20 protein-coding genes and 1 tRNA gene are annotated in these 21077 nt (G+C 75.8%); 9 read left to right on the forward strand and 12 right to left on the reverse strand.

The features are described 5' to 3' along the window. Positions 1-68: 68 nt before the first annotated feature. Positions 69-680, reverse strand: a complete 612-nt coding sequence (locus WA788_RS18555; protein WP_335978665.1) for a TetR family transcriptional regulator — start codon at positions 678-680, stop codon at positions 69-71. 169 nt (positions 681-849) lie between these two features. Between WA788_RS18555 and WA788_RS18560 the strand changes: the two genes are divergently transcribed. Both WA788_RS18560 and WA788_RS18565 read left to right on the forward strand, forming a co-directional pair. Beyond that, positions 850-1767, forward strand: coding sequence for an SDR family oxidoreductase (locus WA788_RS18560; protein WP_335978667.1), 918 nt, complete (start codon positions 850-852; stop codon positions 1765-1767). A gap of 37 nt (positions 1768-1804) precedes the next feature. Beyond that, a complete protein-coding gene (locus WA788_RS18565; protein WP_335978669.1) occupies positions 1805-2242 on the forward strand; it encodes a VOC family protein in 438 nt (145 codons plus the stop codon). 123 nt (positions 2243-2365) lie between these two features. Here WA788_RS18565 and WA788_RS18570 read toward each other — a convergent pair. Beyond that, positions 2366-2450 (reverse strand) — tRNA-Leu (locus WA788_RS18570). A gap of 144 nt (positions 2451-2594) precedes the next feature. Continuing rightward, complete coding sequence (locus tag WA788_RS18575) at positions 2595-2948, reverse strand: chorismate mutase (RefSeq protein ID WP_335978670.1); 354 nt, start codon at positions 2946-2948, stop codon at positions 2595-2597. 160 nt (positions 2949-3108) lie between these two features. Here WA788_RS18575 and fdhD point away from each other — a divergent pair, with 160 nt between their 5' ends. After that, positions 3109-3972, forward strand: a complete 864-nt coding sequence (gene fdhD / locus WA788_RS18580) for a formate dehydrogenase accessory sulfurtransferase FdhD (RefSeq protein WP_335978671.1) — start codon at positions 3109-3111, stop codon at positions 3970-3972. 52 nt (positions 3973-4024) lie between these two features. Here the strand turns inward: fdhD and WA788_RS18585 are convergent, their stop codons facing one another. Beyond that, positions 4025-4657, reverse strand: a complete 633-nt coding sequence (locus tag WA788_RS18585; protein ID WP_335978672.1) for a DinB family protein — start codon at positions 4655-4657, stop codon at positions 4025-4027. Next, positions 4566-5645, reverse strand: a complete 1080-nt coding sequence (locus tag WA788_RS18590) for a bile acid:sodium symporter family protein (protein WP_335978834.1) — start codon at positions 5643-5645, stop codon at positions 4566-4568. Before WA788_RS18590 ends, WA788_RS18585 begins: the two co-directional genes overlap by 92 nt. Positions 5646-5803: 158 nt before the next feature. Between WA788_RS18590 and WA788_RS18595 the strand changes: the two genes are divergently transcribed. Both WA788_RS18595 and WA788_RS18600 read left to right on the forward strand, forming a co-directional pair. Further along, entirely contained in the window at positions 5804-6679 is an 876-nt protein-coding gene (locus WA788_RS18595; protein ID WP_443034056.1) for a LysR substrate-binding domain-containing protein, read from the forward strand. A 321-nt stretch (positions 6680-7000) separates the two neighbouring features. Continuing rightward, positions 7001-8827 (forward strand): AMP-dependent synthetase/ligase, encoded by a 1827-nt coding sequence (locus WA788_RS18600; RefSeq protein WP_335978674.1) that lies wholly within the window; start codon positions 7001-7003, stop codon positions 8825-8827. 78 nt (positions 8828-8905) lie between these two features. On the opposite strand, the gene WA788_RS18605 is transcribed toward WA788_RS18600, so the two are convergent. After that, positions 8906-9604 (reverse strand): SLATT domain-containing protein, encoded by a 699-nt coding sequence (locus tag WA788_RS18605; RefSeq protein WP_335978676.1) that lies wholly within the window; start codon positions 9602-9604, stop codon positions 8906-8908. A 149-nt stretch (positions 9605-9753) separates the two neighbouring features. Between WA788_RS18605 and WA788_RS18610 the strand changes: the two genes are divergently transcribed. Next, a complete protein-coding gene (locus tag WA788_RS18610; RefSeq protein ID WP_335978678.1) occupies positions 9754-10485 on the forward strand; it encodes a class I SAM-dependent methyltransferase in 732 nt (243 codons plus the stop codon). A gap of 37 nt (positions 10486-10522) precedes the next feature. Here the strand turns inward: WA788_RS18610 and WA788_RS18615 are convergent, their stop codons facing one another. Both WA788_RS18615 and WA788_RS18620 read right to left on the reverse strand, forming a co-directional pair. Further along, entirely contained in the window at positions 10523-11266 is a 744-nt protein-coding gene (locus WA788_RS18615; protein ID WP_335978680.1) for a Clp protease N-terminal domain-containing protein, read from the reverse strand. 3 nt (positions 11267-11269) lie between these two features. Continuing rightward, positions 11270-13345, reverse strand: a complete 2076-nt coding sequence (locus WA788_RS18620) for an alkaline phosphatase family protein (protein WP_443034057.1) — start codon at positions 13343-13345, stop codon at positions 11270-11272. A gap of 311 nt (positions 13346-13656) precedes the next feature. On the opposite strand from WA788_RS18620, the gene WA788_RS18625 reads away from it, so the two are divergent. Together WA788_RS18625 and WA788_RS18630 are read left to right on the forward strand one after the other, a co-directional pair. Continuing rightward, positions 13657-14457 carry an MBL fold metallo-hydrolase gene (locus WA788_RS18625; RefSeq protein WP_335978683.1) on the forward strand — a complete coding sequence of 267 codons (801 nt, stop codon included), beginning with the start codon at positions 13657-13659 and terminating at the stop codon, positions 14455-14457. Continuing rightward, the gene (locus tag WA788_RS18630; protein WP_335978838.1) at positions 14457-15137 is read left to right on the forward strand and encodes a DedA family protein; all 681 of its coding nucleotides are present in this window, start codon (positions 14457-14459) and stop codon (positions 15135-15137) included. The genes WA788_RS18625 and WA788_RS18630 overlap by 1 nt, the downstream gene beginning before the upstream one ends. Positions 15138-15156: 19 nt before the next feature. Here WA788_RS18630 and WA788_RS18635 read toward each other — a convergent pair whose 3' ends face one another. Together WA788_RS18635 and WA788_RS18640 are read right to left on the reverse strand one after the other, a co-directional pair. Then, complete coding sequence (locus WA788_RS18635) at positions 15157-16275, reverse strand: MBL fold metallo-hydrolase (RefSeq protein ID WP_335978685.1); 1119 nt, start codon at positions 16273-16275, stop codon at positions 15157-15159. Between the two features lie 51 nt (positions 16276-16326). Then, entirely contained in the window at positions 16327-17538 is a 1212-nt protein-coding gene (locus WA788_RS18640) for an aminotransferase class I/II-fold pyridoxal phosphate-dependent enzyme (protein WP_335978687.1), read from the reverse strand. Positions 17539-17678: 140 nt separating this feature from the next. On the opposite strand from WA788_RS18640, the gene WA788_RS18645 reads away from it, so the two are divergent. Continuing rightward, entirely contained in the window at positions 17679-19133 is a 1455-nt protein-coding gene (locus tag WA788_RS18645) for a phosphatase PAP2 family protein (protein WP_335978689.1), read from the forward strand. Between the two features lie 125 nt (positions 19134-19258). On the opposite strand, the gene WA788_RS18650 is transcribed toward WA788_RS18645, so the two are convergent. Together WA788_RS18650 and WA788_RS18655 are read right to left on the reverse strand one after the other, a co-directional pair. Beyond that, positions 19259-19687, reverse strand: a complete 429-nt coding sequence (locus WA788_RS18650; protein WP_335978691.1) for an SseB family protein — start codon at positions 19685-19687, stop codon at positions 19259-19261. Between the two features lie 147 nt (positions 19688-19834). Then, positions 19835-20902 carry an RNA ligase (ATP) gene (locus WA788_RS18655; RefSeq protein ID WP_335978693.1) on the reverse strand — a complete coding sequence of 356 codons (1068 nt, stop codon included), beginning with the start codon at positions 20900-20902 and terminating at the stop codon, positions 19835-19837. Between the last annotated feature and the right edge of the window lie 175 nt (positions 20903-21077).

A 21077-nucleotide genomic window follows, 5' to 3' on the forward strand; every position in this document is an offset into this window, starting at 1 on the left:
CGTCCAGGGCCCTCCTGGGCTCTCCGCACAGCAAGGTGAGCAGCCGTCAGCCGAGGCCGAGGACGTGCTCAGCGCCCCTGCGCCGCCAGCGACCGCAGGTCCTCGAAGGCCCGCAGCAGGTGCCGGTCGAGCCCCTGCGCGGAGCCGCCCGCAGCCGAACCGCCCTCGGCCAGGTCGCCCGGGGCGGAGTCGTCGATCCACGCCTGGGCGGCGTGGTGGAAGGCGGCCCAGCCGGTCCGCGCGGCCAGGTCGGCCTTCCGGTCGGGGACGCCGCGCCCGCGCAGTGCCTCGGCAAGGGCTTCGGACACCGCCGCGCCCTTGGCCAGGTCGCGTTCGCGCAGCGCCGGGGTCTCGGCGATGAGCGCGAGCCGCGGCTCGGCGAACGGCCGGTTGTCCTCCAGTATCCGCGCGGCCTTGCGGAAGGCCCGCAGCAGTACGGCGAGGGGCGGCAGGTCCGCGGGGGCGGCGGCGACCTCGCGGGTGAGCGCGGCCCGCAGGTCGGCCTCGCCGTCGAAGAGGACCTCCCGCTTGTCGGGGAAGTGCCGGAAGAAGGTCCGCTCGTTCACACCCGCGCGCGCGGCGATCTCGGCGGTGGTGGTCCGGTCGAACCCGCGCTCCCGGTACAGCTCCAGGGCCGCCTGCTGGAGGCGGCGGCGCGCTTCTGCTCCGCTACGTGGCACCTCTCGAACGTACCCCATGTGCCAGTCACTGGCACTACTTGACGCCAGTGACTGGCGCTACTTAGAGTCAGTGACTGGCGCTACGGGCCGGGGCTCCCCTTCCGCCCGGCCGTCGCACCGCGGCGGACCCACCCGTCGCCCCCATCCCCGACCTACCGAAAGGCGCCCCATGCGCATCTTCGTCACCGGCGGCACCGGCCAGACCGGTCCCGCCGTCGTCGCCGAACTCGTCGCAGCCGGCCACGACGTCACCGGCCTGGCCCGCTCGGACGCCGGCGCGGCCACCCTGGAAGCGCTGGGCGCGGCGGTGCACCGCGGCTCGCTCGACGACCACGACAGCCTGCGCCGGGGCGCGGAGGCCGCCGACGGCGTGCTGCACATGGCCTACGGGGGCGACTTCTCCGACCTCGACGACATGAAGCGGCGCGACCGGACGGCGATCGAGGCGCTCGGCGGGCCGCTGGAGCACACCGGCAAGCCGCTCGTCGTCACCTCGGGCACGCTCGTCATGCCCGAGGGCCGCGAGACCACCGAACAGGACGCCCCCGACGCCTCCGGGATCGCCGCCTTCCGCATCGCGGGCGAGCGGGCCTGCCTGGACTTCGCCGACCGGGGGGTCCGCGCGAGCGTGGTCCGCCTGGCACCCACCGTCCACGGGCCGCGCGACCACGGCTTCGTCCCCATGCTCATCGCCACCGCCCGCGCGACCGGCTGCTCCGCGTACGTCGGCGACGGCGCCAACCGCTGGCCCGCCGTCCACCGCCGCGACGCGGCCGTCCTCTTCCGGCTGGCCCTGGAGGGCGCCCCCGCGGGCAGCGTGCTGCACGGCGTGGCCGAGACCGGGGTGCCCCTGCGGCACATCGCGCAGGCCATCGCCGACGAACTGGCCGTCCCCACCCGCTCCCTCACCCCGGACCAGGCCTCAGGCCACTACGCCTCCCCGTTCATGGCACGCCTCTACGCCCACGACTCCCCCGTATCCAGCGCCCGCACCCAGGAGTTGCTGCGCTGGACCCCCACCCACCCGACCCTCCTCGACGACCTCGCCCACGGCGACTACTTCACCCCGGCGGGCCAGGCCGTCTGACGCATCCCGCCCGGCCGCCGGGCCTAGCATGCGAGGCATGCCCATCAGACTCGAGAACGTCGGCATCGCCGTCCGGGACCTCGAAGCCGCGATCGCCTTCTTCACCGACCTCGGCCTCACCGTCCTCGGCCGGGACACGGTCAGCGGCGAGTGGACCGACACCGCGGTCGGCCTCGACGGCAACCACGCCAGGATCGCCATGCTCCAGACGCCCGACGGCCACGGCCGGCTCGAACTCTTCGAGTACCTCCACCCCGAGGCGATCGAGACGCAGCCCACGCGCCCGAACGAGATCGGCATGCACCGCGTCGCCTTCTCCGTCGACAACCTCGACGAGGCCCTCGCGACCGCGGCGCGACACGGCTGCCACCCCCTGCGCGGTGTGGCCACCTACGAGGACATCTACAAACTCACCTACGTCCGCGGCCCCAGCGGCATCATCGTGATGCTCGCCGAAGCCCTGCGAAAGCCCTGACCGAGGCCGCACCGAGCGCGGACCGAGCACCGGCCGAACCCCGATCGCGCCCAGATCGGGCGCTGCCGGTCCGCGCCGGCCGCCGAAAACAGAAAAACCCCTGATCAACAGGGGTTTTCGCGGTGTCCGAGGGGGGACTTGAACCCCCACGCCCGATAAAGGGCACTAGCACCTCAAGCTAGCGCGTCTGCCATTCCGCCACCCGGACCGGTGGAGCCGCCGGGACCGGTGGGTCTCGGTGACGACTCCACGATACCAAGGATTCGGGGTGCTCCTCACCTGGGATTCCGGTGGGCGCAGGGGGTGCGGCGCCCGGCCGCGGGGGCCGCGGGGAGGGACGGTGCGGGGCGGGTCACGCCTCCGCGGAGCCGTCCTGGCGGGCGGCGATCGCCCGGTGGTGGCGGACGACCTCGTCGATGATGAAGTTGAGGAACTTCTCGGCGAAGGCCGGGTCGAGGCGGGCGTCGGCCGCCAGTCGCCGCAGTCGGGCGATCTGGTCGGCCTCGCGTGCGGGGTCGGCGGCCGGCAGGTCGTGCGCGGCCTTCAACTCCCCCACTTCCTGCGTGCACTTGAAGCGCTCGGCGAGCAGGTGGACGAGGGCCGCGTCGAGGTTGTCGATGCTGCCGCGCAGGGTGCGCAGCTTCGCCAGGGCCTGTTCGTTTCCGCCCAGGGTGTGTTCTGCGGCCGGCGTCGGCTGGTCTGTCATGCGGTCTGCCATCCTGGGAAGTCCGTGGTGGTCCGATTTCTGCCTGGCACACCCTATGGCAAGGTGCGCGGGCGGGGCGGCCCGACGGGACAACCGCGACAACCGGCCGACGGCGGGCAGCACCGGCCGGAACCGACGAGACCACCAGGACGGGTACGGCATGGGACGCGTCACCGAGCGGCGGCGGATACTGCGGATCAGGGACGGCGCGGCCGGGCACCGCGCGGACACGCTGGTGGCCGAGGAGCCGCTGGAGATCCGGCTGAACGGCCGCCCGCTGGCGATCACCATGCGCACCCCGGGCGACGACTTCGCGCTCGCGGTCGGCTTCCTGGTCAGCGAAGGGGTGCTGGCCCGAGCGGAGGACGTGGCCAGTGTGGTGTACTGCGCGGGCGCCACCGCCGACGGCGGCAACACGTACAACGTGGTGGACGTGGCTCTCGCCCCCGGCGTGCCGCTCCCGGACATCGCCCTGGAGCGGAACGTGTACACCTCGTCCTCCTGCGGCCTGTGCGGCAAGGCGAGCCTGGACGCGGTGCGCACCGCGAGCCGTATGCCGCCGCTCGATCCGGGACTGCCGCGCCTGACACCCGAGTTGCTGAGCGCGCTGCCGGAGCGGCTGCGGGCGGCGCAGAGCGTGTTCGACCGTACGGGGGGCCTGCACGCGGCGGCGCTGTTCGACGGCGACGGGGAGCTGCTGGACGTACGCGAGGACGTCGGGCGGCACAACGCGGTGGACAAGCTGGTCGGACGGGCGCTGCGGGAGGGGCTGCTGCCGCTGGCCGGGCGGGTGCTGATGGTGTCGGGGCGGGCCTCGTTCGAGCTGGTGCAGAAGGCGGTGATGGCCGGTATCCCGGTGCTGGCGGCGGTCTCCGCGCCGTCCTCGCTCGCGGTGGACCTGGCCGCGGAGTCGGGGCTGACCCTGGTCGGCTTCCTGCGCGGCAGTTCGATGAACGTCTACGCCGGCGAGGAGCGCTTCGCCCCGGCGGCCGCGCCCGCGCCCGCCGCGCCCGTACGGGACTGACGCCCGCCGGAGCGCTGCGGGTAGGCGGCCGGTCGGTACGCGGCCGCCCGGGTCAGCGCCCCACCGACCCGTCGTACAGCTCCCGCAGGATGTCCGCGTGCCCGGCGTGCCGGCCGGTCTCCTCGACCATGTGCACCAGCACCCACCGCATCGACGGCGCGGGCGTCTCCCGCAGCGAGCGCGCCCCCGGCCGCGCCAGGTCCGTACAGCCCCGCACCACCGCGTCGGCCCGGCGCGCGGCCTCCCGGTACGCCGCCGCGGCCGCCGCGACGGTGTCGCCGTCGGGGGCGGCCAGTTCGTCGTCCCACGGCTCGGCGCCGCCCTCGCCGGCGTACGCCCACACGAACCAGTTCAGCTCGACGGCGGCCAGGTGCCGCAGCATGCCGGTCAGGCTGGTGCCCGACGGCACCGCGGGTGTCCGCGCCACGTCGTCGGGGACGCCCTCGGCCTTGCGGATCAGCGACTCGCGCAGGTAGCCGAGGAAGGTCAGCAGGGTGGTCCGCTCGTCGGTCTCGGCCTCCGGCGGACGCAGGTCACCGCCCCAGCCGCTGCCGTCACCGCCGCCCCCGTCACCGCTCCCGTCGCCTCCCCGGTCAGCCCTGTCCGCCGCCGCCCGCTGCGGCGACGCCCCCGGTCCGGAACCGTTCGTCCGCCGGGCCGTCCCCCACGCCTTCTCCTGAGTCACCGGGCAACCGTAGCCCGGCCTCCTCCTGCCCCGCCTCGTCCTGCCCGGCCTCCGCATCGCGCGCCCACCGCTTCGCGATCACCGCGCAGACCATCAGCTGCATCTGGTGGAAGAGCATCAGCGGCAGCACCGCCAGGCCCGCGCCCGAGCCGAACAGCACCGTGGCCATGGGCAGCCCGGAGGCCAGGCTCTTCTTGGACCCGGCGAACACCACGGTGATCCGGTCCGCCCGGCCGAACCCGAGTGCGCGGGCGCCGTAGGAGGTGGCCGTCAGCATCAGTGCGAGCAGCGCGGCCTCGGCGGCCAGGAGTTCCAGCAGCCGCGGCACCGCCACCTGGTGCCAGATGCCCTCCGCCATGCCCTCGCTGAAGGCGGTGTAGACCACGAGCAGGATCGAGCCGCGGTCGACGTAGCCGAGCGCCTTGCGGTGGCGGGCGAGCAGCGGCGCGGTCCAGCGGCGCAGCAGCTGTCCGGCGAGGAAGGGCGCGAGGAGCTGGAGCGCGATACCGGTCACGGCGTGCCCGCTGACGCCCGCGTCGCCCCCGATCAGCAGCGCGGCCAGCAGCGGGGTGAGCACGATCCCGGCGAGGCTGGAGAAGGAGCCGGCGCAGATCGCGGCGGCCACGTTGCCGCGGGCGATCGAGGTGAAGGCGATCGAGGACTGGATGGTGGAGGGCAGCACGCACAGGAAGAGGAAGCCGGGGTAGAGCTCGGGCGCGAGGACGTGGGGCACCAGGCCGCGCGCGGCCAGCCCGAGCAGCGGGAAGACGGCGAAAGTGGCGGCGAGCACCGCCAGGTGCAGCCGCCAGTGCCGCAGGCCGGCCATCGCCTCGCCGGTGGACAGCCGGCTGCCGTAGAGGAAGAAGAGCAGGCCCACGGCGACGTCGGAGGCGCCGCTCGCGACATGCGCCCCGCTGCCGGTGGCGGGCAGCAGCGCGGCGAGCAGCACGGTGGACAGCAGCGCGGCGACGTACGGGTCGACGGGCAGGCGCCGCAGGAGCACGGCAGCGGGGTTCTTGCGGCGGGACGGGTTCCCGGTGGGGCTGGGCACGCCTCCACCCTGCCCGCCACCAGCGACATCGGCAAGCCAACTCACCGCACTGACTGTCATCACAAATCGCGATGACCGCCGCTAGGATGGGTGGCGTGTTCGAACCGGTGCAGCTACGCACGTTCCTGGCCGTCGCCCAGACCCTGAGCTTCACGCAGGCCGCCAGGCGCCTGGAGCTGCGGCAGTCCACGGTCAGCCAGCATGTGCGGCGGCTGGAGGAGGTCGCGGGCTGCCGGCTGTTCCTGCGGGACACCCACGGCGTGGAGCTGACCGAGGACGGCGAGGCCATGCTCGGCTTCGCCCGCACGATCCTGGCCGCCAACGAGCGGGCGGCCGGCTTCTTCGCGGGCACCCGGCTGCGCGGGCGGCTGCGGTTCGGCGTCTCCGAGGACTTCGTGCTCACCCGGCTGCCGGAGATCCTGGCCGCCTTCCGGCAGGAACACCCCGAGGTGGACCTGGAGTTGACCGTCGAGCTGTCGGGCATCCTGCACCGGATGCTGGACGCGGGGCAGTTGGACCTGTGCCTGGCCAAGCGGTCGGGGCCGGACGGCCCGGGGCAACTGGTCTACCAGGACACGCTGGTGTGGATCGGCAGTGAGCGGCTGCGGCTGGACCCGCGGCGTCCGGTGCCGCTGATCGTCTTCCCCGCTCCCGGGATCACCCGGGCCCGCGCGCTGGAGGTGCTGGAGCGGCAGGGCCGGACCTGGCGGGTGGTCTGCACCAGCGCGTCGCTCAGCGGCCTGGTCGCGGCCGCCCGCGCGGGGTTGGGCGTGATGGCGCACGCCCGCTCGCTCGTACCGGCCGGGCTGGTGCGGCTGCCGCCGCGCGCCGCGGGGCTGCCGGAACTGGGCGGCGTGGACTTCGTCCTGCTGCACGGCGCGCCCCGCGGCGCGGCGCAGGAGGCGTCCGCCGCGCTGTCGCGGGCGCTCCTCGCCGCCGGGGACACCCTGCACCGGCCGCTGGAGGCGTGAGCGCGGCAGGCGTGAGCGCGGCAGGCGGGGGCACGGGAGGGGCGGGCACCCGCCAGTGACGCGAAAGCGCTGACCAGGGCGCACGTCCGCGCAATCGGGGTGGAGTGGGCGTGCTCGACCAGGGCAGGTTTGGTGGAGATCCGTGTTCCGCGCCGCCCACGGGTCGGTCCCGACGACCGGGCGCCTACCCTGCTACGACCGGTAACCCGTGGTGGGAACGCATGGATGAGTGACCGAGCGGGTACTGTCCGGCCCCTCCCGCGGGTGACAGGGATCAGGTAGCTTACGGGCTCGCAGAAGGGCCCCATAGGAGAACCACAGTTGCGTCAGTTCACTGTCCCCCCACTGGTCACGACGCCGCAGGCGGGAGGGCTGGCCGATGCCGTCTACGGCAACGGCCGGGACCACCCCGGCCAGGTGGTGCTCGGGCGTGCGGACGGGCAGGGCGGCTGGCGCGACGTGACGGCCGCGGAGTTCCGCGACGAGGTGCTGGCGGTGGCCAAGGGCCTGCTCGCCGAGGGCATCCGGTTCGGCGACCGCGTCGCGATCATGTCCAGGACCCGCTATGAGTGGACGCTCTTCGACTTCGCGCTGTGGTCGATCGGCGCGCAGCCGGTCCCGGTGTACCCGACCTCCTCCTCCGAGCAGGTGCGGTGGATGCTGCACGACTCGGAGGCGGTCGCCGCGGTCGTGGAGCACGGCGACCACGCGATGACGATCGGCGCGGCCGTCGACGAACTGCCCCGGCTGACCCGGCTGTGGCAGCTGGACGCCGACTGCGTCGCGGAACTGAGCGCGGCCGGGAGCCATCTGGCCGACGACGTGGTGGAGCGGCACCGGCTCGCGGTGACGCCGGACGCGGTCGCCACGATCATCTACACCTCGGGCACGGTCGGCCGCCCCAAGGGCTGTGTGATCACGCACGCCAACTTCATGGCCGAGACCGACAACGTGGTGGCCCGCTGGGAGCCGGTGTTCCGCAGCCGGCCGGGCGAGGAGCCGTCCACGCTGCTGTTCCTGCCGCTGGCGCACGTCTTCGGGCGGATGGTGGAGGTGGGCTGCATCCGCGCCCGGGTGAAGCTCGGCCACCAGCCGAGCATGTCCGCCGCCGACCTGCTGCCGGATCTGGCCGCCTTCCGGCCGACGTTCGTGCTGGCGGTGCCGTACGTCTTCGAGAAGGTCTTCCAGGGTGCGCGCCGCAGCGCCGAGGCGAGCGGGCGGCTCGGGCCGTTCGAGAAGGCCGTCGACATCGCGGTGCGGTACGCCGAGGCGCAGGAGGCCAGGGCGTTCGGCACCGGGCCGGGTCCGAGCGCGGGCCTGCGCATGCAGCACCAGCTCTACGACAAGCTGGTCTACAGCAAGGTCCGCGGCGCGCTGGGCGGCCGGGTGCGGCACGGCATCTCGGGCGGTTCGGCGATGGAGCGGCGGCTCGGCCTGTTCTTCGCGGGCGCCGGGGTGACCATCTACGAGGGCTACGGCCTGACCGAGACCACCGCCGCGGCCACCGCGAACCCCCCGGAGCAGACCCGGTTCGGCACGGTGGGGCTGCCGGTGCCGGGCACCACCGTGCTGATCGCCGAGGACGGCGAGATCTGGCTCGGCGGCGGGCAGGTCTTCGCCGGCTACCTCAACGACGAGAAGACCACCGCCGAGGTGCTGCGGGACGGCTGGCTGGCCACCGGCGACATCGGCTCCCTCGACGAGGACGGCTATCTGACCATCACCGGGCGGAAGAAGGAGGTCCTGGTCACCAGCGGCGGCAAGACGGTCTCGCCGACCCCGCTGGAGGACCGGGTGCGCGCCCACCCGCTGGTCGGCCAGTGCGTGGCGGTCGGCAACAACCGCCCCTACGTCGCCGCGCTGGTGACGCTCGACCCCGACGCGGTCAGGCACTGGCTCCAGATGCGCGGCAAGCCGCAGCTGCCGATCACCCAGCTGCTGCACGACCCCGAGCTGGAGACGGAGATCCGGCGGGCCGTGGTCGCCGCCAACACCCTTGTCTCCCAGGCCGAGTCGATCCGCACCTTCCGCATCCTGGGCGCGCAGTTCTCCGAGGAGCGCGGCACCCTGACGCCGTCGATGAAGCTGAAGCGGCGCGTGATCGAGACGGTGTACGCGGCGGAGATCGACGCGCTGTACCGGGCCTGAGGGCCGCGGCGGCAGCCGTCGACCAGCCTGCCGCGCACGGTGATCGGGCGGTCGGGCGGTATACGGTCGGCGCGGCGGTCAGGCGCCCGGCGCGTGCTGCGGCCCGGGCAGCCCGGCCTGCTCGTGGAGTTGCCGGGTCGCCGCGCCGAACTCGGCCTGCCAGGTGGCCGTCTCGCGCTCGACCTGCCCGCGCACGGCCGCCGCGAGCCGTCCGATCAGGGCCAACTGCCGCTCCACCTCGGCGGGTTCGAGCGGCACGTCGGGCGGGGTCTGGCCGGCGGGCCCGGCCCGCAGCACGTCGGCGGCCCACTCCAGCCGGACCGCGCTCAGTTCGAAGCGCAGCGTGTGCGCGGCCTCGATGTCCCGCATCCAGGCCGCGGACAGCCCGAAGAAGTGGTCGAAGCCCTTGCAGCCGGCCGCGGCCGCGAGCAGGACGTATCCCCAGCCCTGGCCGGCCGAGCCGGTGGCGGCGGCGCCCAGCGGCAGCGCGGTCCCGGCGACCGCGAGGAGGATCGCCAGCCCCTGGAGCAGCCGTGACGCGGTGCGCTTGGCCCGCTTGTCCCGCAGATAAAAGTCGATGGCGTCCTCGGCGCCGCGCTCGGCCCATCCGCGCAGGTCGGCGAGGGCCTGCCGCTGGGCGGCCGGGGTGCCGGCGGCCACCGCCGGGAAGGGCCGCCGCGCCAGGTCCGGGCGGCCCCGCCCGCGCGCCCGCGCCGCCGCTCCGCCGGCCGTACCCGTGTCCGTACCCGTGTCCCGGTCCCCGTCCCTGTCCGCCACGGCGCCTGTTCCCCCTTCCGCCGCACCCCCGTGCGGACCCGGCCGTGAGGGTACGGCACACCCGCCTGTTGCACAGCACCCGCAGGTGTAACCGGACCGCAAGACGCGGGGTGGAGCGCCGTTCATCCGGCGCCCGTACATTCGTCGTCATGCTGGACTACGACGTGGAGGCGGCGTGCTACGACGCCGCCCGCGGGGGTGTTCCGCGCGCGGGCTCCGCGGCGCGGGCGGTGCTCGCCCTGGTCCCGGAACGGGCCCGCACCCTGCTGGACGTGGGCTGCGGCACCGGACTGGTGACCGAGCGGCTGCTGCGGCCGGGACTTCGGGTGCTCGGCGTGGACCTCTCATCGGGGATGACCCGGCTGGCGTCCGAACGGCTGTGCGGCGGGTTGGTGTTGGCCGACTGCCGCAGGCTGCCGTTCGCCGACGGGAGCCTGGACGCGGTGAGCGCGGTGTGGCTGCTGCACCTGCTGCCGGACGCGGCCGCGGTGGTCGCGGAGTGCGCGCGGGTGCTGCGGCCGGGCGGGATGTTCGTGGCCTCGGTGGACCATGACGCCGGGTACGACATGGGCAGCGACGTCAGCGAACTCCTCGCGCCCTTCCGGCCCGCGCGCGCCCATGACGCGACGCTGCGGGTGCTGACGGTGGGCGCCGAGCACGGCCTGCGCCGGGCTGGCGAGGCCCGCTTCACCGGGCACGGCCAGGGGATGTCGCCGGCGTGGGCGGCCGGGAAGGTGGCGCGCGGCGACTTCGCGCCGGCCGGCGCCCTGGACGCGGAGCAGTCCGGGGCGCTGGCCCGGCGCCTGTCGCTGCTGCCGGACCCCGACGTGCCGCGAGCCGATCCGGTCTACCGGCTGCTGGCGCTGCGCAAGGAGGCGTGAGCCGGCCGGCCCGGCGGCAGCCGCCGGCGGCTGACGTTCACTGCTCGGTGCGACGGGCCTCGACGTACGCGGCCAACGTGGCGACCACCCACTGCTCGACCGCCTCGTGGGTGATCCCGAGCGTGGTCAACGCCTGGGCGGCGGGCTGCTGTTCGTCGCTGAGCACGCCGAGCAGGATGTGCTCGGTACCGATGTAGTTGTGGCCGAGCCGCAGTGCCTCGCGCAGCACCAGTTGCAGGACGCGCTTGGTGGCCGCGCTCACCGGGACGTGGCCCATGATCGGCTGTTCCTCGGTCCCCGGGGTGGCGACCGCGGCGCGGACCTCCGCCACGGTGGTGCCGAGCGCGACGAGCGCGTGCACCGCGAGGGTGTCGGCCTGGTCGAGCAGCCCGAGCACCAGGTGCTCGGGTTCGACCAGGGAGTGCCGGGCCTCGCGCGCCTCCTGCTCGGCCGACGCCACCGACGTGCGGGCGCGGGGGGTGAAGCGGGAGAAGGCCGCCTCGCCGTCCATGAGCCCGAGGTCCTCCGGGGCCTTGGGCACGAACCGCTTCTGCGCGGCTTGCTTGCTGACCCCCATGTGCCGGCCGATGTCGGTCCACGACGCGCCGGCCCGCCGGGCCTGGTCCACGAAGTGGCCGATCAGGTGGTCCGCGACGTCGCCGAGGTGTCCGGCGACACCCACGGCGTGCTCCAGGTTCTGGAGCGGGTCGTCGCCGGGGTTCTGCTGCTTCACGTAGTCGATGAGGTCGTCGAGTCGTACGGTCTGCTGCTGTTCCGTCATGCGTCAACTATAGGTTGACGCCTCCTCATCGTCAACCATCAGTTGACGACCACACCGCGGGTCCGGTCCTGACGGCCGGCCCGGCGCGGTGAGCCAGCCGTGGAAGAGCTGGTGCAGGGCCTGTGCGCCGACCAACGGCGCCGTCGGCAGCGGCAGTTCCACCGGGTGCAGCAGGAAGGGGTGGGTCTGCGGCCCGCCGAGGCCGCCGTGCGAACCGGCCTGCTCCTCGAAGGCGTGCACGGTGCCGGCCGCCTGGTCGCAGGCGGAGTTGACCATCAGGTCGGCGGTGTGCGGGAAGCCGTCCGTGCGCAGCACCGCCGCGGCCGCGCCCGGGCCGAACGGCGCCAGCGGGTCGGCGCCGGTCACCCGCCCGGTGGCCAGGTCGTGCGCGCCGTCCCGGCCGAGCACCACCGGGCCCCGTACGGCACTGCGCACCAGTACGAACCCGATCCCGGGGTGCGCGGTGAGCGTCGGCAGCAGGTCCGGGCAGCGCCGCTCCAGTTCCTCCAGCGTCGCCCGCCCGGCGATGTCGGGGAACGCCACCAGCCCCAGGTTCCCCGAGGCGAGCACCACCGGATCGGACGGCGGCCCCTCGCACTCCGCCTCCTCCGCCCGCCGGCCCCGCTCCGGGCGCCGCAGCGCGGTGCGCGCCGCCGTCCGCGCCTCGGCGCCGCCGCGGCGCCGCTCGGCCCGCCGGCCGCTCCTGCCGTGCGCCGGCAGCCCGCAGCCGGTCCGCACCAGCTCGCGCAACCCCGTACCGTAGGCGCCCTCGAAGGTCTCGCCGGCGCTCTGGCCGTGGTCGGACAGCAGCACGATCCGGTACGGGCGCGGGGCGTAGCGGGCCGAGTCGGCGATCAGCCGCACCGAGCGGTCCAGCCGGGCCAGCACCTTGCGGGCGTCGCGGCTGCGCGGACCGGAGTGGTGGGCGACCTCGTCGTAGGCGACCAGGTCGGCGTAGACCGCGGTGCGCCCGGCGAGCATGTCGCCGACGACGGCCGCCACCGCCACGTCCCGCTCGACGACCGTGGCGAAGGCGCGCAGCAGCGGGTACAGGCCGCCGCGCTTGATCCGCGGGCGGTCGCGCCGCAGCCGGGCCGCGGTGGACTCGCCTATCTCGCGGCCCACCTCGGCCGCGAACGACCAGGCGGTGCGCACCGCGTTGGCCGGGTCGGAGAAGTAGGCGAAGTAACCCGACCGGGAGCGGGTGAACTTCGCGCGCTGCGCCGCCACCGACATCACCAGCGCGGACTGCTCGGCGCCGCCGGTGAACAGGTTGCCGCGGCTGGCCCCGTCGTCGGCGAGCAGCCCGCCGCAGCCGGTGCGCCGCACCGCCCGCCGCTCCAGCTCCGCCGCGCTGGAGGGCCGGTTGCAGACCATGACCTGCCCGGTCTCCTTCTCGTACCAGCGGAAGGCGGGCACGTCGTGGTTGCTGCCGTGCAGGATCGCCAGCTGGCTGGCGCCGGTCTGGCTGCTCCAGTCCGTGCGCCAGCCGACGAGGTGGTGGGTGCGGTCCAGCCAGGAGGCGACGGTGGGCATCGCGGGCGGGCGGGCGGTGAGCGCGTCGCGCAGCACGTCGTGGCCGACACCGTCGAGTTGGAGGAAGACCGTGCCGGGCGTGGTCGGCAGCGGCGGGTCGCCGACGTGCCGCCGCCTGCGCCCGGCCAGCCGGGCCAGCCGGCGCCCGTAGGCGGCGTCGTCGCGCACGGCCAGCGCCGTACTCGTCGCCGAGGACGCCGCGGACATCACGGCGGCGATCACCACCGCGGTGGCCGGGGTGACCTCGCTGCGGCCGTGCGGGGTCAGGCTCAAAGCGACCAGCAGCAGCGAGCCGTTGAGGAAGAACACCAGCGCGCCCAGCACCAGCGCGGGCACCAGCAGCAGCGCGCGGACCAGCAGCGGCCACACCAGCGCGCTCAGCACGCCGAACGCGCCGGCCCCCAGCCCCGCGGTGACCGCGACCTGGGTGGGGCTGTCGCCGCCGGGCGCCTCCAGCGTGAAGTCCGGCAGCACCGCGGCGAGTACGGCGAGCGTCGCCGAGGCAACCACCCACACCGCGAGCACACGGCCGACTGTCCGCACGGCGCTGCGCCTCGCGGCCCGTCTCCGACTCTCTCCCGGCTGAGGCACCCGACCAGACTGCCATATCCGCCGGTCTGCCCGGTTCGGGCCTGTGGACAGCCGACGGCGGGCAGGTGGCGGCAGGTCTCAGCAGGTGGCAGCACGTGGCAGCAGGCGGCAGCGGGCGTCATCGGGTGGCGGCGGGCGGGCCGGGGCGGCCAGGGCATACGCTCGAGGTCGGACGGCCCCGGCACCGAAGAGGCGGGCGGACCCGCGGACGGCCGGGCCGGGTGGCCGGTCGGTGCCGTGAGCGGCGGGAAGGGCGTGGCGGCGTGGTGGTGGAGATCACATGGTGGGGGCACGCCACGGTGACCGTCCAGGACTCGGGCGTCCGGGTGCTCACCGACCCGCTGTTCGTACGGCGGTTGGCGCACCTGCGCCGGCGGCGCGGCGCACTGCCCACCCCCGCGGCCGCCCGGGCCGACGTGGTGCTGGTGTCCCATCTGCACGCCGACCACCTGCACGTCGGCTCGCTGGCGCGGCTCGCGCCGGGCACCACCGTGCTGCTGCCGCGCGGCGCGCGGGCCGCGGTGCCGGCGCTGCGGCGGGTACGGGACCGGCTGCGGCTGGTGGAGGTGGTGGCCGGCGAGGCGGTGGAGTTCGGCGGCCTGACGGTGCGCGCGGTGCCGGCCGCGCACGACGGGCGGCGGCTGCCGTACGGGCCGCAGCGCGCCGCGCCGCTCGGATACGTGGTGGCCGGGGAGGCGCGGACGTACTTCGCCGGCGACACCGGGCTGTTCGACGGCATGGCCGACGCGGTCGGACCGTGCGACATCGCGCTGCTGCCGGTGGGCGGTTGGGGGCCGTTCCTGGGCACCGGGCACCTGAACGCCGAGCGGGCGGCGCGCGCGCTGGCCGAACTGGCGCCGCGCACGGCGGTGCCGGTGCACTACGGCACCTACTGGCCGATCGGCATGGACGCGGTGCGGCCGCACGAGTTCCACGCGCCCGGTGCGGAGTTCGAGCGGTTCGCCGCCGAACTCGCGCCCGGGGTGGCGGTGCACCGCCCGGCGCACGGGCAGAGCGTGCGGGTCGCGGACCTGGGCCGGGCCGGGCAGGGGGCCGGCGGATGATGGGCCTGCTGGCCGCGGCGGCGGCTCATCCGGCCGCGCACCCGGCGGCGTCGCAGGGCACCCAGTCGGCGGTCGGCTACCCGTCGCTGTTCCTGCTGATCGTGCTCGGCTCGCTGGTGCCCGTGGTGCCGACCGGCGCGCTGGTGTCGGGAGCGGCGGTGGTCGCCTTCCACCAGACCGAACCGGTCGCGCTCGCCTTCGTCTTCGCGGTGGCGTCGGTCGCGGCGTTCCTCGGCGATGTGGCGCTGTACTGGCTGGGGCTGCGCGGGGTGCGGTCGCGCAACGGCTCGCGCTGGCTGCACCGGCTCCAGCGGCGCGCCGAACAGGGCACGCTGGAGCGGGCGGAGCGGCAGCTCGACCGGCACGGGGCGGCGGTGCTGGTGCTGTCCCGGCTGGTGCCGGCCGGGCGCATCCCGGTGATGGTGGCGTGCCTGCTGGCGCAGATGCCGCTGCGCCGCTTCGTGCGCGGCGACATCCCGGCGTGCCTGGCGTGGGCGGCGGCCTACCAGCTCATCGGGATACTCGGCGGGTCGCTCTTCGACAAGCCGTGGCAGGGCGTGGTGCTGGCGGTGGCGCTGACGATCCTGATCGCGGCCGGGCCCGCGGTCACCGGGCGGGTGCGGAAGGTCCGCCGGGCGGGTACGGCCGACCGGCCGGAGCAGCCGCGTACGGCGCCCTGACGCGCTGACGGCCCGGGGGTCAGGGCACCAGCACGCGGGACGCGCCGATCGGCAGGTCCCACAGCGCCTCGCGCGGCAGCCCGGCGGAGGTCCACGCGGCGCGCAGCCGGGTGAGCGGTTCGAGGGGCGGCTCGCCGGAGAGCAGGAACGTCGCCCAGTGCATCGGGGCCATCGCGGCCGCGCCGAGGTCGAGGTACGCCTGCACCGCCTCGTCGGGGTCGGTGTGCACCGGCCGCAGCATCCAGCGGGGCGTGTACGCGCCGATCGGCAGCAGCGCGAGGTCGATGCCGGGGTGCACCCGGGCGATCTCGGCGAAGTAGGCGCCGTATCCGGTGTCCCCGGCGAAGTACACGCGGTGCCCGTCGGCGTCGGTGAGCACCCACCCGCCCCACAGCGTCCGGCAGGTGTCGGTCAGGGTGCGGCGGCTCCAGTGGTGCGCGGGCACGAAGTCGAACCGCACCCCGCGCAGCCAGGTGCCCTCCCACCAGTCCAGTTCGGTGACGCGGTGGAAGCCGCGGCGCCGGAACCAGCTGCCGAGCCCGGCCGGCACGTAGCAGGGCGTGGAGCGCGGCAGCCGTTTGACGGTGGGCGCGTCGAGGTGGTCGTAGTGGTTGTGGCTGATGACGACCGCGTCGATCGGCGGGAGCGCCCGCCACGGCACGCCGACCGGGGTGATGCGGCGGGGGGTGCCGGGGATGCGGCGGGACCAGACGGGGTCGGTGAGCACCGTCAGCCCGCCGATCCGGATCACCCAGCTGGCGTGCCCGGCCCAGGTCACGCTGACCGTGCCGGGCCCGGCGGCGGGCAGCGGGGCGGGCGCGACCGGCAGCAGGGGCACGTCCTTGAGGGTGTGCGCGGGCGGGCGGGCCGCGCACTCGCGGACCAGCCGGGCGATGTCGCGGATGCCGGTCGCCGGGAGCGGTTCGGAGAGGCGGTCGACGAAGGTGGCCGGCCAGCGGCGGGGCCGGGCGGACGGCTCGGGCGCGTCGGCGGCGCGCGGCCGGCCGGAGGCGAGCCGGCCGCCGCTGCCGGGCGCGCCGTCCGGGCCGGGGGCGCTGTCGGGGAGGGGGGCGCCGTCCGGGCGGGGGGCGCCGGTGGCCGCGGGCGCGGTCGGGGCGGACGCGCGCTGGTCGCTCATCTGGGCTCCCTCGCTCCCCCGCCTGGCCGGAACGCTTCTGCCGAACGTATGTCAGGCCCCACCGCCCCGCGATCCGGTGTCGGCCGAACCGCTGACCGCGCCCAGGCCGGTCAGCGCGGTGAACGCGTCGGTCAGCGCGGCCAGTCCGGCCGCGACGTGCGGCACCGCGACCGGGTCGGCGGCGGCCAGCGCGGCGCGCCGCTCGTCCTCGGTGGCGCCGAGCAGCACCCCGGTGCCGATCCTGGCCCGCGGCTCCTGCGGGTCGTCGCCGAAGCGGTGGCCGCCGGGCACAGGACGGCCCAGCGCGCCGGTGAGGAACTCCTCCACCCGCCGGGCCGCCTCGGGGCCGGCCGGACCGGCCGTCGGGTAGAGCTGCCAGCCGGCGCGCGGCGGGCGGCAGGACGCCCCGGCCTCGGTGATCGCCCGGTACGCGGCCGCCGCCGTGCGCGCGTGCAGCCGGTTCGCGGCGGCGGCCCGGCCGGCGACCTCGGCCGGCTCGCCCAGCACGTACGCGGTCGCGGCGGCGACCGGCGCGGGCAGCACCGCGCGCAGGCCGGCCAGCACCTCCGCGGCGCGCCGCCGCCAGGACGTGCCGTGCGCGGTGCCGGGGAAGCGGGCCAGCGCGGCCGGGAAGTCCGCGGGCACCAGCGTCGCGCCGAGGTCGGTGAGCACCACCGTGTGCTCGGGCAGCATCTCGGCCGGGCTGAGCAGGACCGTCTCGCGGTGGTGCAGCGTGTCGGAGTACGTCTCGTCGGACACGATCAGCAGGCCCGCCTCCGCGGCGGCCTCGCACGTCTCGTGGAGCAGCTCGGGCGCGGTGACGGTGCCGGTCGGGTCGTCCGCGGCCGACAGCACCAGCAGCCGCGGGTCCGCGCCGCGCGCCCGGGCCCGCCGTACGGTCTCCAGCAGCGCGACCGGGTCGGGGACGCCGCCGCCCTCGGCGGCCGTGGGCACGGTGTGCACGCGGCGGCCGAGCAGCCGCGCCACCGGGGGCTGCCAGGCCGCGGCGGGGCGGGCCAGCACCGGGTCGCCCTCGCTCGCCGCGAGCACCGCGAGCAGCAGTTGCTCGGCGCCCGGCGCGGCCAGCAGGTGGGCCGCGCCGCCGGGCAGCGCGCGCCGTGCCCAGTACCCGTCGGCCGCGGCCAGCAGGTCCGGGCCGCCTCCGACCGGCTCCGTCCCGGCGGCCGCCGCGGCCACGCGCGCCGCCCAGTACCCGGGCACCGGCAGCCCCGGATCGGGTCTCGTCCCGTCGGCCCACGGCATCGCGCACCCTCCAGGCGTGGAAAACAGCCCCCCCCTGTGCCCCACCTTCCCCCGTTTCGGGGTTCACCGCCCGTCGGACGGCGGTCAGCCACCAGCCGGACGGCAGGTGCGGGCGGGCCGGGCCGGGGTAGCCGAGCCGCATGACGTATCCGTGGAAGGACTGGGACCGGGAACTGTTCGCCGCCGTGGCCGGCCGGCGCTGGCCGGGCGCGGAGCCCGTGCTGCCCCGGCTGAGCCGGCTGGCGAACCACGGGCGGCTGTGGTGCGGGCTGGCGGCGGGCATGGCGGCGGTGGGCGGGCTGAACGGCCGCAAGGCGGCGCTGCGCGGGATGGGCTCGCTGGCGCTGGCCTCACTGGCGGTGAACACGGTGGGCAAGGGCGCGGTGCGCAGGGCGCGGCCGCTGCTGGACGCGGTGCCGGTGATCCGGCAGTTGCAGCGGCAGCCGGTCACTACGTCCTTCCCGTCCGGGCACGCCGCCTCCGCGGCGGCGTTCGCGGCTGGGGTGGCGGCGCAGTCCGGCGCGTGGGGCGCGGCGGTGGCGCCGGTCGCGGCGAGCGTGGCGTTCTCCCGCGTCTACACCGGCGTGCACTACCCGAGCGACGTGGTGGCCGGCGCCGCGCTGGGCGTCGGCGCGGCGCTGCTGGTACGCAGGCTGCTGCCGGTCCAGCGGCGGCCGTCGGCGGGAGCGCCCGCGCAGGCGCCGCGGCTGGCGGAGGGGCGGGGCCTGCACGTGGTGGCCAACACCGCGTCGGGCCCGCCGCCGCTGCTGACCACCCCGGCGCGGCGGATCGCCGCCGCGCTGCCCGGGGCGGCCGTCGCGGAGTGCACGGAGGACGACGACCTGGTCGAGCTGCTGGAGCGGGCGGCCGAGGCGGCGGTGCGGGACGGCGGCGCGCTGGGGGTGTGCGGCGGCGACGGCACCGTACGCGAGGCGGCCGCGGTCGCGCTGCGACACCGGCTGCCGCTGGCGGTCTTCCCCGGCGGCACCCGCAACCACTTCGCCGCGGACCTGGGGCTGCTGTCGGTCGAGCTGACCGCGGCGGCGGTGCGCACCGGCCGGGCCTCGCGGGTGGACGTGGCCCGCAGCACCGGGGTGGACGGTGCTGCGGCGCCGTTCCTGAACACCTTCAGCATCGGCGCCTACCCGGACCTGGTACGGGTCAGGGAGCGCTGGTCGCGGCGGGTGGGCAGCTGGCCGGCGAGCGTGCTGGCGGCGGTGCACGTGCTGCGCACCTGCGAGCCGGTCGAGGTGGTGGTGAACGGGCGGCGGCGCTCGGTGTGGCTGCTCTTCGCGGGCAACTGCCGCTATGCCAGCTGGGGCCCGGCGCCGGTGCGGCGGCGGGAGCTGGCCGACGGGATGCTGGACGTGCGGATGGTGGACGGCGGGCCGTTCGCCCGGACCCGGATGCTGGGCGCCGCCCTGACCGGGGCGCTGACCTCGTCGCCGGTGTACACCGCGGTGGTCGTCCCGCGGCTGCGGGTGCGGGTGCCGGGCGAGGGGGTGCACCTGGCCTGCGACGGGGAGGTGGCGGCGGCCCCCGGTGAGGTGCTGCTCGACAAGGCACCGCGGGGCCTGGTCGTCTACCGGGCCTGAGCCCAGCCGCGTACCGGGCCTGAGCGCAGCCGTGCCGGACGCGCTCGGTGCGGGTAGAGGGCCGCGCGGTCCTGATGCGGGTACGGCCCCGGCGGGTGGAGCGCCGGGGCCGTACCCGCGGGGGCTCAGTTCCCGGCGACGAGGCCGGCGAGCGCGCGCACGCCCTCCCCGGAGATGCTCAGCGCGTCCTCGTTGCCGGTGTCGATGGACAGGATCAGGTCGTCGGAGGGCCAGGCGCCGCTGAGGACGGCGAGCTGGACCAGCCGGTAGCGGCGGGTGGCGGGCAGCGCCTCGGCCATCCGGGTCTCCGAGGTGAAGACCGGGACGAGCTGGCGGCCGTCCTCCTGCTCGTAGACCGGCAGCTGGATCTCGCGGGGCGGTTCTGCCGCCTCCGCGCCGGCCGGCGGCGGCTGTTCCTCGGCGCCGGGCACCGGCAGCAGCACCTCGCTGACCGCGAGGGTGCTCAGGGCGATCACGTTCTCGCTGCCGTGCGAGATCTCGTGCAGGGCCCGCTGGGCCGGGGGCAGGGCGCCGTTGGGGTTCATGTCGGTCATCGTCGTGCTTCCTCTCGCCGCGTCCGCGCTCGGTGTCTGCAAGTGGCTGAACCCGGCGCGTACCCAGCCGGGGGCGGAGCATGCCGACCGTGCGCGGAAACACCCGAAGGGCCGGATCGCCGGCCCGGCCCTTCGGGGGGCGTGCCCTCACTCGTACTCGGTGCCGCCCTTGCGGGTCAGGTAGGCGTCGCCGACGACCTTGGCGACGGCCCGGCCACCGACGTCGGGGCTGTACTTGCCGTCAGCGGTGCGGACCACCACGCCCTCGCGGATGTGCAGGCCGCGGCCGGAGACCGTCTCGGGACCCGCGGCCAGCGCGAGCACCCGGTCGAGGTCGAACGGGCCGTGGAACAGCCTCGGTACGACGGGCAGTTCGCCGACCGTCAGGTCGGCCGGGTCGTGCCAGCTGAGCTGCCCGCCGGTATCCGCGCACACGTCGAACGCGGCGAAGGCGGGACACCCGGTGCCCGCGTGCGCGCCGTAGTCGAGGTCCTGCACCCCCTTGCCGTAGACCTCGCCGTAGATCCCGATCCGGTCCGCGCCCAGCCGGGCGGCCAGTGCCGCGGCCACGGCCGGCAGATCGTGCCCGCGCACCGCGCGCCAGTAGAGGTTGCCGTCCGCCTCGCGCAGCGCGAGGCCGCGGGCACCCAGGCCCTTGGAGGTGACCTGCACGCTGCCCGAGGCGGCGTGGTAGGTCAGGCAGCAGGCGGTGCCGTGCAGCTTCTCGGTGACGGTGACCAGGTCGCCGGGGGCGAAGACGCCCGGGTAGCGCTTGAGGTTCTCGATGTCGGTCCACGGCAGCAGGTCGGGCGCGGCGTCCACGTCGCCGCTCATCGAGACCGGCACCGGCGGCGTCCACTTGACGACGCCCAACGCGTCGGCGAAGTCCGTGCCGTCGGCCGCGGCGCGCGCCAGGTCGACACCGTCGAGGGCGCCCGGCCGGCAGACGATGCCCTGCGACAGCTCGCCGCGCAGCCGCACCGCCCGTACCCGGTTCCTCCCCGACCCGGCCAGCCGCCCGGTCAGGCCGAGTTCGTCGACGAGCGGACCGGGCAGCACCGCCTGCTCGGGTATGTAGACCGCGAACTCCCCTGTGCGGTAGGCCCCCTTGGCGACCACCGCGCGGTACAGGCCCACCTGCGCCAGCTCCAGCGCGTCGGCGTTCGGGTGGTGGAGGACGGTCAGCCGCTCGGCGGTGACGCGCAGGGTGGACATGGTGGTGCCCCCTTCGGTGTCCACGGGAACGCGGGCCGAGCCCCGGCCCGCGCCCCAACTCTGCGGGGCGCGGCGGGACTTGGGCCAACGGTTTTCCGTTCCGGCCCGGGCCGTGGCCACGAGGCGCCGGGCGGGCGCTCGCGGCGGGAGGCAGCGGGCGCAAGCCGCCTGCGGT

It is taken from the genome of Streptomyces sp. CA2R106, from assembly GCF_037034245.1.
GTDB lineage: Bacteria > Actinomycetota > Actinomycetes > Streptomycetales > Streptomycetaceae > Actinacidiphila.